General features: G+C 52.0%; 13 protein-coding genes. 10 read left to right on the top strand and 3 right to left on the bottom strand.

What is annotated here, in order from left to right; translation table 11 throughout:
* Positions 1–2: 2 nt before the first annotated feature.
* A complete protein-coding gene (locus tag BLP79_RS00600) occupies positions 3–842 on the bottom strand; it encodes a universal stress protein (RefSeq protein WP_090214690.1) in 840 nt (279 codons plus the stop codon).
* A gap of 177 nt (positions 843–1,019) precedes the next feature.
* Here BLP79_RS00600 and ccoN point away from each other — a divergent pair, with 177 nt between their 5' ends.
* The 8 genes from ccoN (at position 1,020) to ccoS (ending at position 9,251) form a co-directional block, all read left to right on the top strand.
* A complete protein-coding gene (gene ccoN, locus BLP79_RS00605) occupies positions 1,020–2,624 on the top strand; it encodes a cytochrome-c oxidase, cbb3-type subunit I (protein ID WP_090214693.1) in 1,605 nt (534 codons plus the stop codon).
* A gap of 11 nt (positions 2,625–2,635) precedes the next feature.
* Entirely contained in the window at positions 2,636–3,364 is a 729-nt protein-coding gene (gene ccoO, locus BLP79_RS00610; RefSeq protein ID WP_090214696.1) for a cytochrome-c oxidase, cbb3-type subunit II, read from the top strand.
* Between the two features lie 11 nt (positions 3,365–3,375).
* Positions 3,376–3,564 (top strand): cbb3-type cytochrome c oxidase subunit 3, encoded by a 189-nt coding sequence (locus BLP79_RS00615; RefSeq protein ID WP_090214699.1) that lies wholly within the window; start codon positions 3,376–3,378, stop codon positions 3,562–3,564.
* The gene (gene ccoP, locus BLP79_RS00620; RefSeq protein WP_090214701.1) at positions 3,561–4,439 is read left to right on the top strand and encodes a cytochrome-c oxidase, cbb3-type subunit III; all 879 of its coding nucleotides are present in this window, start codon (positions 3,561–3,563) and stop codon (positions 4,437–4,439) included. The genes BLP79_RS00615 and ccoP overlap by 4 nt, the downstream gene beginning before the upstream one ends.
* Positions 4,440–4,977: 538 nt before the next feature.
* Complete coding sequence (gene ccoG / locus BLP79_RS00625) at positions 4,978–6,417, top strand: cytochrome c oxidase accessory protein CcoG (RefSeq protein WP_090215622.1); 1,440 nt, start codon at positions 4,978–4,980, stop codon at positions 6,415–6,417.
* 4 nt (positions 6,418–6,421) lie between these two features.
* Positions 6,422–6,895 (top strand): FixH family protein, encoded by a 474-nt coding sequence (locus tag BLP79_RS00630; protein ID WP_090214704.1) that lies wholly within the window; start codon positions 6,422–6,424, stop codon positions 6,893–6,895.
* Positions 6,892–9,081, top strand: coding sequence for a heavy metal translocating P-type ATPase (locus tag BLP79_RS00635; protein WP_090214706.1), 2,190 nt, complete (start codon positions 6,892–6,894; stop codon positions 9,079–9,081). The genes BLP79_RS00630 and BLP79_RS00635 overlap by 4 nt, the downstream gene beginning before the upstream one ends.
* Before the next feature lie 11 nt (positions 9,082–9,092).
* The gene (ccoS, locus tag BLP79_RS00640) at positions 9,093–9,251 is read left to right on the top strand and encodes a cbb3-type cytochrome oxidase assembly protein CcoS (RefSeq protein ID WP_090214708.1); all 159 of its coding nucleotides are present in this window, start codon (positions 9,093–9,095) and stop codon (positions 9,249–9,251) included.
* A 69-nt stretch (positions 9,252–9,320) separates the two neighbouring features.
* Here the strand turns inward: ccoS and BLP79_RS00645 are convergent, their stop codons facing one another.
* Positions 9,321–10,790 (bottom strand): D-alanyl-D-alanine carboxypeptidase family protein, encoded by a 1,470-nt coding sequence (locus BLP79_RS00645; protein WP_232716345.1) that lies wholly within the window; start codon positions 10,788–10,790, stop codon positions 9,321–9,323.
* Positions 10,791–11,208: 418 nt separating this feature from the next.
* Positions 11,209–11,922, bottom strand: coding sequence for an HAD family hydrolase (locus BLP79_RS00650; RefSeq protein WP_090214713.1), 714 nt, complete (start codon positions 11,920–11,922; stop codon positions 11,209–11,211).
* An 88-nt stretch (positions 11,923–12,010) separates the two neighbouring features.
* Here BLP79_RS00650 and clpS point away from each other — a divergent pair, with 88 nt between their 5' ends.
* Positions 12,011–12,352: an ATP-dependent Clp protease adapter ClpS gene (gene clpS, locus BLP79_RS00655; RefSeq protein ID WP_090215624.1), complete on the top strand. Its 342-nt coding sequence runs from the start codon at positions 12,011–12,013 to the stop codon at positions 12,350–12,352.
* Between the two features lie 21 nt (positions 12,353–12,373).
* The gene (locus BLP79_RS00660) at positions 12,374–13,360 is read left to right on the top strand and encodes a class I SAM-dependent methyltransferase (protein ID WP_090214716.1); all 987 of its coding nucleotides are present in this window, start codon (positions 12,374–12,376) and stop codon (positions 13,358–13,360) included.
* Positions 13,361–13,371: the final 11 nt, after the last annotated feature.

Genomic DNA, 13,371 nt, shown 5'->3' on the forward strand with positions numbered 1-13,371 from the left:
GATTAGTGCGCCATTAGAACGGGCCTATCCATTTGCTCCAGTATATTGCGTGTTGCACCGCCTAAGATCGCCTCGCGAAAACGCGAATGCCCATATGCACCCATCACAAGCAGCTCAGCGCTTTTGTCTTCTGCATGACGCAAAAGAACGTCTGAGGTGCGTGGCAAGGATTGGCTTAGGACGTCAATTTCGCAACTTACGCCGTGACGCGCGAGCATCTGGCAGAGTTGTCCCCCAGGGTCCGAGCGTTCAAGGCTGCGTCGCGGTGGATCGATCACCGCCACATGAACGCTTTCGGCGCGTTGCAGAAATGGCAATGACTTTCGAATGGCAGTAAGCGCTTCAGCACTTTCGTTCCAACCGATGACAACATGTCGTGGAACGCGCTGCAAAAGGCGGTCTTCAGGCACCACCAGAACAGGTGCGGCACTTTGAAACAGACCAGCTTCGACCAGCGCTTCGTTTTCGCTGATGTCTTGCGGGCCATATGGTTTGTTCAGCACTATTAAATCCGTAAAGCGGCCATGGCGCGCGACTGCGCGGGCAAGGTCTCCAATCAGAGAAACTTCATCAAGCGTGCCAAAATTCACTTCGTTGCGGGCCAGCACTGTACTTGCCAATTCATGTAGTTTTTTTGCGTCTTTTCGCGCTTGTAACAGGGATTCTTGCCATAAAGTGGCGTTCGTTGCTCCATAATCGATGCCCAACTGTGTTTGATCTATACCCAAACACAGGGCGTCAGCGTGGGCGTCAAACAGCGACGATAAGATCGTCAGCTGGGTCAACGGGACTAAAGCTGTTTCGGGATCAGTGATTACAGTCAAAAGGGATTTGTAAGACATCTCAGACCTCATGTCGGGTTGTCACGCGGTTCCTTTCGGCAGTTTAGGCGCGTTTTGCCGCATTTCGTTTTGATGCAGATCAATGCTTCTTGAGATCAACAAAAATATCAGGGTGTCAGTCTAAACCGCCCAATGCGATCAAAAAGAATCGTTCAGGGCAAGGTAAAGGGACGAAGTATGTCTAATTATATCAAGCTGATAGCGCTTGGTTTCATCACGTTTTTTGCGATGCTTGGGACCAACTTCGCGCGCGATTTAGCCTATCAGGTCCACGCTTTTATCGTTATGGCTGTGGCAGGTGGGTTATTTCTTTATACGTTGCGCCAAACGGATGAGGTGCAAAAGCCAGAGCCAACACATGAGTACTTTGACAGCGTTGTGCGCGCGGGTGTCATTGCAACCGTGTTCTGGGGCGTGGTTGGATTTTTAGTCGGAACGTTTATTGCGTTTCAGCTGGCTTTCCCGGCGCTGAACTTTGAATGGGCCAATGGTCTTGCCAATTTCGGCCGTCTACGCCCGCTGCACACCTCTGCAGTGATCTTTGCGTTTGGTGGGAATGCCCTGATCGCGACCTCTTTTTACGTGGTACAACGGACCTCGGCCGCGCGGCTTTGGGGCGGGAACCTGGGATGGTTTGTCTTCTGGGGCTATCAGCTCTTTATTGTGTTGGCCGCGACCGGCTATCTTTTGGGTGGTACGCAGTCCAAAGAATATGCAGAGCCCGAATGGTATGTTGATCTATGGTTGACCGTCGTGTGGGTGGCGTATCTGGCGGCCTACCTCGGCACAATTATCAAACGCCGTGAGCCGCATATCTATGTAGCAAACTGGTTCTACCTTGGCTTCATCATCACAGTTGCCATGTTGCACCTTGTCAATAACATGACCATCCCAGTCAGCATCTGGGGGTCAAAATCGGTAATTATCTGGTCCGGTGTCCAAGATGCGATGGTGCAATGGTGGTATGGCCACAATGCGGTTGGTTTCTTCCTAACGGCGGGCTTCCTAGGCATGATGTACTATTTCATTCCGAAACAGGCAGAACGACCCGTTTACAGTTATAAACTCTCTATCATTCACTTCTGGGCGCTTATCTTTCTGTATATCTGGGCAGGTCCACACCATCTGCATTACACCGCGCTGCCGGATTGGGCATCTACCCTTGGAATGGTGTTTTCGATCATGCTCTGGATGCCGAGCTGGGGAGGAATGATCAATGGTTTGATGACGTTGCAAGGGGCGTGGGACAAGTTGCGCACTGATCCAGTGTTGCGGATGATGGTGATTTCTTTGGGCTTTTACGCGATGTCAACATTCGAAGGTCCGATGATGTCTATTCGCGCGGTGAACGCATTAAGCCATTATACGGATTGGACCATTGGACACGTGCATTCAGGGGCGTTGGGCTGGAACGGTATGATCACCTTTGGGGCGATGTACTATCTGGTGCCTGTCTTATGGAAACGGGAACGTCTGTATTCACTTTCTTTGGTCAGCTGGCACTTCTGGCTCGCGACAATTGGCATCGTGCTTTACGCGGCGTCCATGTGGGTCACTGGTATCATGGAAGGCCTGATGTGGCGTGAAGTTGATGCAAACGGTTTCCTTGTGAACTCCTTTGCGGACACTGTCGCGGCGAAATTCCCAATGTATGTCGTGCGTGGACTGGGCGGGGTGTTGTACCTCACCGGGGCGCTCATGATGGCTTACAACCTTTGGATGACTGTTCGAAAAGCTCCGGCAAAAGAAGCCAAGCTTTCCGTTGCAGTCCCGGCTGAATAGGAGAGCGGGTTATGTCCATTATTGACAAGCATAAGATCCTTGAAACCAATGCAACCTTGTTGCTGATCTTTTCATTCATCGTGGTCACAATTGGAGGGCTGGTGCAAATCACCCCTCTATTCTACCTCGAAAACACCATTGAGAAAGTCGAAGGGATGCGCCCTTATACGCCTTTGGAACTGGCGGGACGGGACATCTATATTCGTGAAGGCTGCTATGTCTGCCATAGTCAGATGATCCGCCCGATGCGAGATGAGGTGGAGCGCTATGGTCATTACTCGCTTGCGGCGGAATCCATGTATGATCACCCGCATCAGTGGGGGTCAAAACGCACCGGCCCTGATTTGGCGCGTTTAGGGGGGCGCTATTCGGATGAATGGCATGTTGACCACCTACGTAATCCTCAAGCCGTCGTGCCGGAATCGGTTATGCCTAAATACGGCTTCCTTGAAGAAAAGCGTATTGATGGGCGTTACATTGGAGATCTGTTGGCGGCCAACGCCATGGTTGGCGTTCCTTATAGTCAACAGATGATCGATAATGCGGAACGGGATTTCCGCGTCCAGGTCAATCCCGACGGTGACTATGATGGCCTTCTTGAACGCTACGGCGAGGATATCAATGTGCGCAACTTTGATGGTCAGCCCGGAGTCTCTGAAATGGATGCGCTGGTGGCATATCTGCAAATGCTGGGGACTTTGGTTGATTTCTCAACCTTCACCCCAGATGCGAGCCGGTAAGGAGAGAGACTATGGAACTCTATACTCTACTCAGACAGTTCGCTGATAGCTGGATGCTTCTTGTTTTGTTTCTGTTTTTCATCGGCGTGATTGTCTGGGCTTTTCGTCCAGGTAGCACCACAACCTATGCCGATACCGCAGATATTCCATTTCGCAACGCTGATCGGCCAGCTCCTGCCACTGAGGAGGATCGGATATGAGCCAGAAGAAACCTAACAATCCGAACAATCCAAATAATGTTCCAACCACTGGCCATGTTTGGGATGGGATTGAAGAATATGACAATCCGATGCCGCGCTGGTGGTTGTATTGTTTTTATCTCTGCATCATTTGGGCCTTCGTCTATGCGATCTTTTATCCAGCCTGGCCTTTGGTAAGTTCCGCGACAACAGGGCTTACTGGCTGGTCATCACGTGGGGATGTTGCAGCAGAAATCGCTGCGGTTGATGAAGCAAATGGCCCGATAAATGCGCGGCTTGAAGCTGCAGAGCTGACAACAATTGCGGGAGATCCTGATCTTGGCCCCTATGCAGTGTCGGCAGGAGCTGCAGTGTTCAAAACCTTCTGTGCGCAATGCCACGGATCAGGGGCCGCGGGCGCGAAAGGCTATCCAAATCTTCTCGACGATGATTGGCTGTGGGGAGGATCCGTCAGCGATATTCATGAAACTGTCAGCAATGGTATTCGCAACGAAGACTATGATGACGCGCGCTATTCTGCCATGCCAGCCTTTGGGCGCGATGGTCTGTTGGAAGCAGAGCAAATTGATGCGGTCGCAAACTATGTGATGTCTCTATCAGGCACGCCTGCCAACGCAGAGGTCGTTTCTGAGGGAGCGGTACTTTACGGCGAAAACTGTGCCTCTTGCCATGGCGCCGAAGCATTAGGGGATCGAACACAGGGGGCGCCCAACCTAGCGGATGCGATCTGGCTTTATGGGGGGGATTATCAAACGTTGATAAACACCATCTCAAACGCGCGCTTTGGTGTGATGCCGGGGTGGGGGACACGTTTGAGTGAAGCTGAAATCCGTGCTGTTACATCCTACGTGCATCAGCTGGGTGGCGGCGAGTAAGCGTCAAAGTCTGTCGATCAAAACGAATGCGAAGGGGGCGCAATCTGCGGCCCCTTTTTCCATGAAGACGTGTATTGATTTATATCAAAGCCCTGTCTCCCAGGTGTTTGCTAGGGTGAGATTATCCTTAGGATTGCTGACAATCGTTGGTGAAACGTGACAGCATTTTTGGGGCGGGTTTTCCTGCGCCAAATCTGGGGGCCGGTTTTTTGATATGTTCGCGCGTTTCCTAAAAGCTGGCCCCCTTATCGTACTTTGCTCGATCGCATTGCATATTGCGTGCTTCGTCTTTTAGTTCAGCACTTTTGGTAGCGGCTGTGCTCCCAAAAATTCCAGTTCAGACAGGTGTAGCATGAGCGCCTCACTGGCAGGCTGCGCGCAAACGTCACAGGGAAAACACCCTATTTTTCGAGGGTTGAGCCAGTTGGTCGCAGCGCAAACATCAGCCAAAGATGCTCTTTTTGATCCACGTCAAGGTTTCTTCGGGAACTCTTTGAGACAACATCAATCGAACTGCAATCGCCGTGGAGCGCTTCTCGTGTCGCAATCTCACACTCCTCCTAGCCTTTATTCTGCACATGAACCGGTGTTCCCGCGCCGCGTAACGGGGAAATTTCGTAACCTCAAATGGATCCTTATGGCGGTGACATTGGGCATCTACTATCTGCTGCCCTGGCTGCGCTGGGATCGCGGATTGAACCTACCAGATCAGGCTGTGCTTGTAGATCTGGCAAACCGGCGTTTCTATTTCTTCTGGATCGAGATCTGGCCGCATGAATTTTACTTTGTCGCAGGTCTCTTGATTATGGCGGGGCTTGGCCTGTTTCTGTTTACCTCTGCGCTTGGGCGTGTTTGGTGTGGCTATGCCTGCCCGCAAACGGTTTGGACTGATCTTTTCATATTGGTCGAACGCTGGATTGAAGGGGATCGCAATGCGCGTCTACGCCTCTACCATCAAAAGCAGCTCGATCTGCGGAAAATTCGTTTGCGGGTCACAAAGTGGGTGGTGTGGTTGCTGATCGGGCTCGCGACAGGTGGGGCTTGGGTGTTTTATTTTGCTGATGCGCCGACGTTGGTGCAGGATCTCGTGACCGGGAATGCGCATGCTGTTGCCTACACCACGATGGCATTTCTAACCTTAACGACCTTCTTCTTCGGTGGGTTCGCACGCGAACAAATCTGTATCTATGCCTGTCCCTGGCCTCGCATTCAGGCAGCAATGATGGATGAAGATACGCTAACGGTGGGATATCGTCATTGGCGCGGTGAGCCGCGTGGCAAGCATCGGAAAATTAAAGAGGCACAAGTCGAGACTTCACCATTGGGAGACTGCATTGATTGCATGGCCTGCGTCAATGTTTGCCCGATGGGAATTGATATTCGCGATGGACAACAGATGGAGTGTATCACTTGTGCGCTTTGTATTGATGCCTGTGATGACGTGATGGATAAACTCGGCAAGCCGCGTGGCCTGATCGACTATATGGCGCTTTCCGATGAAACACGTGAACAGGCCGGTGAGGCACCGCGTAGCGTGTGGCGGCATATTTTCCGTCCACGGACTATCCTTTACACCGTTCTCTGGGCCGGGATTGGTCTTGCCATGGTCTATGCGCTCTTTATCAGGCCAGACGTTGATCTGACCGTCGCGCCTGTTCGCAACCCAACTTTTGTGGTTTTGTCTGATGGATCTATTCGCAACACCTATGATGTTCGTTTGCGCAACAAACATGGAGAGGCGCGTGAATTCGCTCTCACGTTAACCGGTGCAGATGGACTGGAGCTTGAGCTGGAAAGCGTTGCGGGTCATGTCGTCACTGTCCCTGCTGACAGTGCAAAATTGCAGCGCGTCTACATCGTGTCACCCAAGGAGGAAGCGCCTGCACTGCGGGATGCAACGTCGCTCCGCATCTGGGTCGAAGACCTGATCAGTGGCGAACGTGCCAGCAAGCAGACCAGCTTTAACGGGAAAGGGTAGAACCATGGTCAAAACCGAACGTAAATTGACGGGCCGTCATGTGGCGCTCATCTTTGTTGGGGCGTTTGCCGTGATCATCGGTGTAAATATTCTACTCGCTTACAATGCGGTCACGAGCTTTCCAGGGCTTGAAGTGAAAAACTCTTATGTCGCCAGCCAAGAGTTTAACGATCGTCGTGATGCGCAGCTGGCGCTTGGCTGGCAGGTCGAGGCGCGCGCGGATCAAGAACAGCTCCGCGTTTGGATTGCTGATGCTGACAATACGCCAGTTCGTGTGAAATCTCTTGCGGCAACCTTGGGGCGAGCGACGCATGTTCAGGATGACCAGTCTCCTGAACTCTCATTTGATGGGATGGCATATGTCGCCCCTGTAACGCTTGCGCCGGGGAATTGGAATCTGCGGATGAAAGCGGTGTCTGCAGACGGTGTGGAATTCACTCAACGTATCATTCTTCATGTGCGGGAGGCGCGGGAATGACAGCACATACCCACTCTCGTCTGGCAGTTTGTCCGGGCTGTGTGACAGGATCAGATACTCAAGTGGAGCCAGCGCCGCCGACCAAAGTAAGCTTGGCGCTTTCGTTGCCGACAATTCATTGCCAAGCGTGTATTTCAAAAGTGGAGCGTGGTCTGGCCAAAGTGCCGGGGGTTCGCGAGGCCCGTGTAAACCTGACTCTCAAACGTGCATTCGTCGAAGCTGCCCCAGAGTTGCATGCCGCAGATCTTATCCCGGTGCTCAACGACCTTGGGTATGAAAGTCATGAGCTTGATCTTGCGACGTTGAATGCTACGGCATCCAATCAACAGGGGCGGGATCTTGCGATGCGTCTTGCCGTGGCAGGGTTTGCATCTATGAACGTTATGCTCTTGTCGGTTTCCGTTTGGGCTGGGGCAAGTGACGCCACACGTGATATGTTTCACTGGATTTCCGCCGCGATCACGATCCCGGCGGTGGCTTTTGCGGGGCAACCTTTCTTTAAAAACGCATGGGCTGCATTGCGCGTCCGACGCTTGAACATGGATGTTCCAATTGTTTTGGCACTGTTGCTCGCGCTTGTGACCTCATTGTGGGAAACCAGTTTGGGCGGAGAGCATGCCTATTTCGATGCAGCACTTACCCTCGTGTTTTTCCTATTGGTTGGACGTTTCCTAGATCAGCGCACGCGTGCGGCGGCACGTTCCGCCGCCGAAGAGCTTGCTGCGCTAGAAGTGCCCAACGCTATGCGGCTTGATCCCAAGGGAAACCCACAGGATGTCCCAGTCCGTGCACTTGCCGTGGGAGACAAAATCTTAGTGCGACCGGGTGGACGGATGCCTGTTGATGGTGAAATCATTGAGGGTAAATCCGAATTGGACCGTTCCTTGCTGACCGGGGAAACCGTGCCTGTATATGCGGAGACAGGCACCATTGTTTCGGCAGGTGAAGTGAATTTAACCGGCCCGTTGACCATTCTAGCCACTGCCGTTGGCGAAGATACGTCCCTGCATCGGATGGCGGATTTGGTTGCGATCGCTGAATCTGGTCGCTCTCGTTATACATCGCTTGCGGATCGGGCTGCGAAACTCTACGCGCCGGGGGTTCATATCTTATCTGCTTTGGCCTTTGTAGGCTGGTACCTTTATACGTTTGACCTGCGCACCGCGTTGAATATCGCTGCAGCTGTTTTGATCATCACCTGTCCTTGCGCGCTTGGTCTTGCGGTTCCCGCTGTCACCACGGCTGCATCAGGGCGTTTGTTCAAAAAGGGGTTGCTGATCAAAAACGCTACCGCAATGGAACGGTTGGCTGTCGTTGACACTGTTGTGTTTGATAAGACCGGGACATTGACCGCAGGGACGCCTGAATTAACAAATGCAGAGCTTTATTCTGTCAAGGATCTCTCCATTGCCTTTGCCCTTGCACAGGGATCCGAGCACCCGTTGGCGCGTGCAATTGTCAAAGCCGCTCATGGTCTCAATATTGAAGCGGCTCCCATAACCGATCTCTGTGAAATACCAGGTTTTGGAACCGAAGGATATGTCGCGGGGCAGCGGGTAAGGTTGGGGCGTGCCGGTTGGCTTGGAGTTGATGTTGTTCCCGGCCATTTGACCAGCAGTTATTTGGACACAGGAGAGGGCACTCCTCGTGTGTTTACCTTTGTTGATCGATTGCGCCCCGGTGCACACGAGGCAGTTTCTGCACTACAAACGGCTGGGAAAACAGTCATCTTGATGTCAGGTGACAATGAAGCCCCTGTCGAACATCTCGCTGCGCGTCTGAATATTGAACATTGGCACGCAAATGCGCTGCCGTTGACCAAACTGCAGGAGATTAATGCCATGGCGGCGGCGGGGCGAACGGTCTTAATGGTCGGCGATGGCTTAAATGACACTGCAGCCTTAACGGCCGCACATGTCTCGGTCTCTCCGGCATCTGCTCTTGATGCGGCACGTGTTGCATCTGATATCGTTTTACTTGGGCAAAACCTTGAACCCTTGGCAGATGCGTGTCGCACTGCAGAACAGGCAACCCGCCGCATTCGTGAAAACTTCCGCATGGCAACATTTTACAATGTAGTTGCGGTACCCTTGGCAGTTGCCGGACTTGCGACACCCTTAATCGCTGCCTTGGCGATGTCTTTGTCATCTATTACGGTGTCTTTGAATGCCCTGCGCTTGCGTTGATGGAGTCTAAAATGACGGTGATTTCTTATCTTATTCCGATTTCACTGTTGTTGGGTGGTGTTGGCCTTGCCGGGTTTCTTTATACGCTGAAAAGCCGCCAATATGACGACCCAGAAGGGGATGCACGCCGCATTTTAAACCCTGATTGGGACGATCATCCAAAGCCTTGATGAAGAATAATTCAAACACAATAAACGCCCGTGGTGGAGTGGGGCGTTTATTGTGTTTAGCAGCTTTATTTAAGAGCGAGGGCCTATCGTACGGCACGTTAGGTTGCGCGCCGCGAGACGTCGGCATGCAAGCTCTGCGCGATCTTGGCTAAGTCCTTGAAAAGTCGCGTCAAACCCGCGTGGAGATTTTACGACTTTGCGCAATGTCCCGCTGAGCGTGGACATTTCTGTCAGCGCTGTTTTTAACAAGACCTTCTCCGCTTTGAACCGGTTGGTATAGCGGCCTACATTGATCCCCCAATACCGCCCGCCTGAGCTTGAAAGCCGTGTGACAACAACAGGTTCAGGAGCGACCGCGGCTGTTTCTATATTGGCAGGCCGTGCAATCGGACGCAGACCACCGCGATAAGGTTGTACGCGTGAAACGGTAGGCAGCGCACTGCTGACCGAGGCGACCGCTGCAATGATTTGAGCATCGTTCAGATCTTCATTGGTTGCCTGTGCAGTTTCTAGTGTCGCTTCAGTGATTGCAGCGTCAATACTGGCTTTCAGTGCGTCATCGTCTTGTTCTGGTGTCTCATCTGCGATTGCAACCACTACAGTACTTTCTGGGCGGCTCTTAGGGCGTAAGCTTTTCAAGACTGCGCCGTTCACGCGGATGGTTTTGCCTGCGCGGCCATCATGAGGTTCGCTTGAGGCAACCTGAATTCCTTTGTTGCCTTGGTATGATGGGCGTGAGGGGCGGCGTAGTTTTGCGTGTGTTGGTGCACGCCTGAACCCAAGATCTAGCAATTCCGCGACCTTTGCGTTTCGGGAAGCAGAGGATTTGCCACCAAACACGGTTGCAATAATTCTTTCATCTCCCCTCTTCGCAGAGGCTACAAGGTTAAAGCCCGCAGCATTGGTGTAGCCGGTTTTGATACCATCTGCGCCTTTATAGGATCCTAGAAGGCGGCGATTGGTGTTGGCGACCTGGCGTACTTTTGCATCGGCAGTGCGACGCGAAAACAGATTGTAATATTCAGGATAGTCATACAGCATATGGCGACCCAGAATGGTCATGTCATGTGCTGTAGAAAGATGCCCCTTTTGCGTAAGGCCATGGGCGTTTTTGAAAGTCGTTTTTGTCATGCCCAAGGCTTTTGCAGTCCGCGTCATACGGCGTGCAAAAGCTGCTTCAGACCCTGAAACCGCTTCTCCCAATGCTGTGGCTGCATCGTTTGCCGATTTGATTGCCGCCGCACGGATTAGATACCGCACGGCTATTTTTTGACCACTGCGCAAGCCAAGTTTTGAGGGAGGTTCCGCCGCCGCATTGCGTGAGATTTGGACCTTCGTGTCCAAAGAGAGTTCACCGTTTCGGATAGCTTCAAAGGTGATGTAAAGGGTCATCATTTTTGTCAAAGAAGCTGGATGCAGGCGCGTGTTTGCATTGCGCGAATGCAGTACTTCACCTGTGCGCCCATCCATGACCATCGCGGCGTAAGGCGCTGCCTGAACCTGTGTGGAATGACCAAGCAGCAAAAGAAATGCTACCATGACAGCAATCAATTGGAGAGGTCGTCTCACCATTCGGCGAAATAGGAATGAAATAGCCGGTATCAGACCGGGAGTCCTTGCGGACCAAACCTGCGCTTTATCTGCCATATGTGCCTCGTGCCGCTGGTTTCCAGCTGACTTGTTCTGCTCACGAGTAGGCTAACACAATGACATTTTAGAATAAACTGTCGCGATTATGATAGGTCGAAAATTGTAAAAGCCTGTTCTTCTATATTTGGTGGTGAGTCGGGCGCGTTACACTAAATGGATGTCATTTTCGCGGATAGTTAAGGTTTAGCGTGCGATTGTTCAGTATAATACGACACCGTTCACCCCGTTTTCTCTCAACGTGTGAGGCACTGAGGACACAGGTTTCGACTGATCCTTAATCGCGTTACAGTGGTGAGAGGATTGAACGTTATGACAAGCTGCGTATCAGGTTTTGCAATCCGCTCAGATCGGCAATTTCACGGAATCTAGGATGATCGACAGGGGCCTCGGCATGTTCGTGTTCCCAAACCAATCCATGTGGCACAAATGTTCCCCAGCCACCTGCCTCTATGACAGGCAACACATCAGAGCGCATGGAATTGCCAACCATCATCACCGTGTTGGGGGCGACACCATGGCGTTCAAAGATTCCCGCGTAGGTTTCTGGATTTTTCTCAGAAACGATTTCAACACTATCAAAAAGATCGCCTAAGCCGGATTGCGCCAGTTTACGTTCCTGATCCAGTAAATCCCCTTTGGTGATCAGCAAAACGCGATACTCTTTCGCGACGGCTTCAACAGCATCCTGCGCATATGGTAGAAGATCGATCGCGAAAGAAAGCATCATCTGACCGGCTTCGATCAATTCTTTGATCACGCGTGCAGGGACTTGTTCGTTTGTGACCTCAATCGCGGTTTCGATCATGGAAAGGGTGAAACCTTTGACGCCATAGCCATATCGGCCAAGATTGCGTGTTTCTGCGTCCAAAAGCAGCCGGTCAAGCTGTTCCGCGCCCATATTGGATGGGGTGTAATCCTGTAACAACTCTGCGAACCGCTGCTGTGTGATGCGGAAGAAACGCTCATTGTGCCAAAGTGTGTCATCTGCATCAAATGCGATTGTTGTGAGCTTGTTTGTCATTCTTATGTCCTATGTCTCTTTTCCTGCCGCCCAGAAAGGCTATATAAGCGCCCTAGGAATTTCCATGCATGATCGGATCGATTTCAAGATGACGTTTGAGCCAGTAATGATGTCGGATCGCTCTGACGATGACAGCGATCTTGACCTGTTGACCAAAACGCGCCCCAAAACCAAGCGCCCACCGCGCTACAAGGTTTTGCTTTTGAACGATGACTACACCCCGATGGAGTTTGTTGTCATCGTGTTGGAACGTTTCTTTGGTATGACCCATGCCCAATCTTTCGAGATCATGTTGACGGTGCATAAAAAAGGCGTCGCTGTGGTTGGTGTCTTTAGCCATGAAATCGCCGAAACCAAGGTTGCGCAAGTGATGGAATATGCACAACGGCATCAGCACCCTTTGCAGTGCACCATGGAAAAAGAAGATTGATCAAATAGAAAGGGCCATTTGATGTCTGTGCGCCTGTCCTTGGCCATCGAGACGGGCGGTTTCACCGTGCCGGATCAAGGTCCCATTGTTGTATTTCATCCGCGTTCTGGAAACGATTTATCTGCTTTGCCACAAGACCGTGTTGTTGTTGTGCAACCGTTTCGTCCGGATTTTGAGGCGTTTGAGGCGCAGGGTTATACTTGCGTTGCGCGCTATGAAGGCGAAGCACCAACCGCTTCGGTTGTGTTTGTAACGCGTGCCAAAGCGCTGGCGCGTGATTTGGTCGCGCAAGCTGTGGCAATGACCAAAGGTTCTGTGTTGATTGATGGCGCAAAGACCGACGGTATTGATTCGATTCTGAAAGAAATGAAGAGATACAGCACGCCATCCTCCCCGATTTCCAAAGCACACGGAAAAGTGTTTCATGTGCCAGGTGGCGCAGAACTCTTGCAGTTGCGCCCCCCTGCGCAGGCTGAGATCGAAGGATTTATGACTGCTCCGGGGGTGTTCTCGGCGGATGGTGTTGATCCAGCTTCGGCTCTGTTGTCTGCGGCCCTGCCGACCAAATTGGGACGCCGTATTGCCGACCTTGGGGCGGGTTGGGGATACCTTTCTGCAGAGATATTAAAGCGCTCAGATGTCAGGTCACTTCATCTTGTTGAAGCAGATTATATCGCGCTTGAGTGCGCAAAACGGAATAATTCGGATGAACGGGCGCAGTTTCATTGGGCTGATGCCCGCACATGGTCCACGCCCGAGATTTGCGATTGTGTTGTGATGAACCCGCCGTTTCATTCTGGACGTGCTGCGGAACCAGCGCTAGGGCAGGCTTTTATCGAACAGGCAGCCCGAGTGCTGGCGCCGTCTGGAGACTTGTGGATGGTTGCGAATCGTCATTTGCCCTATGAGACCACATTGGAACAGAACTTTCTGACCGTTGAAGAAGTGGCTGGAGAGTCTCGCTTTAAAGTGCTTCATGCTGCGCGACCTAGACGCCATAAAGGTTAAAGCTGGTATGA

It is taken from the genome of Epibacterium ulvae (assembly GCF_900102795.1).
Taxonomy (GTDB): domain Bacteria; phylum Pseudomonadota; class Alphaproteobacteria; order Rhodobacterales; family Rhodobacteraceae; genus Epibacterium; species Epibacterium ulvae.

Bases quoted from the DNA above. Each gene is read 5' to 3' on its own strand.
- BLP79_RS00600 (WP_090214690.1), bottom strand. From the start codon at position 842: ATGTCTTACAAATCCCTTTTGACTGTAATCACTGATCCCGAAACAGCT.
- ccoN (WP_090214693.1), top strand. From the start codon at position 1,020: ATGTCTAATTATATCAAGCTGATAGCGCTTGGTTTCATCACGTTTTTT.
- BLP79_RS00660 (WP_090214716.1), top strand. From the start codon at position 12,374: ATGTCTGTGCGCCTGTCCTTGGCCATCGAGACGGGCGGTTTCACCGTG.
- BLP79_RS00615 (WP_090214699.1), top strand. From the start codon at position 3,376: ATGGAACTCTATACTCTACTCAGACAGTTCGCTGATAGCTGGATGCTT.
- BLP79_RS00650 (WP_090214713.1), bottom strand. From the start codon at position 11,922: ATGACAAACAAGCTCACAACAATCGCATTTGATGCAGATGACACACTT.
- BLP79_RS00635 (WP_090214706.1), top strand. From the start codon at position 6,892: ATGACAGCACATACCCACTCTCGTCTGGCAGTTTGTCCGGGCTGTGTG.
- ccoP (WP_090214701.1), top strand. From the start codon at position 3,561: ATGAGCCAGAAGAAACCTAACAATCCGAACAATCCAAATAATGTTCCA.
- ccoO (WP_090214696.1), top strand. From the start codon at position 2,636: ATGTCCATTATTGACAAGCATAAGATCCTTGAAACCAATGCAACCTTG.
- ccoS (WP_090214708.1), top strand. From the start codon at position 9,093: ATGACGGTGATTTCTTATCTTATTCCGATTTCACTGTTGTTGGGTGGT.
- clpS (WP_090215624.1), top strand. From the start codon at position 12,011: ATGACGTTTGAGCCAGTAATGATGTCGGATCGCTCTGACGATGACAGC.
- BLP79_RS00630 (WP_090214704.1), top strand. From the start codon at position 6,422: ATGGTCAAAACCGAACGTAAATTGACGGGCCGTCATGTGGCGCTCATC.
- BLP79_RS00645 (WP_232716345.1), bottom strand. From the start codon at position 10,790: ATGGTAGCATTTCTTTTGCTGCTTGGTCATTCCACACAGGTTCAGGCA.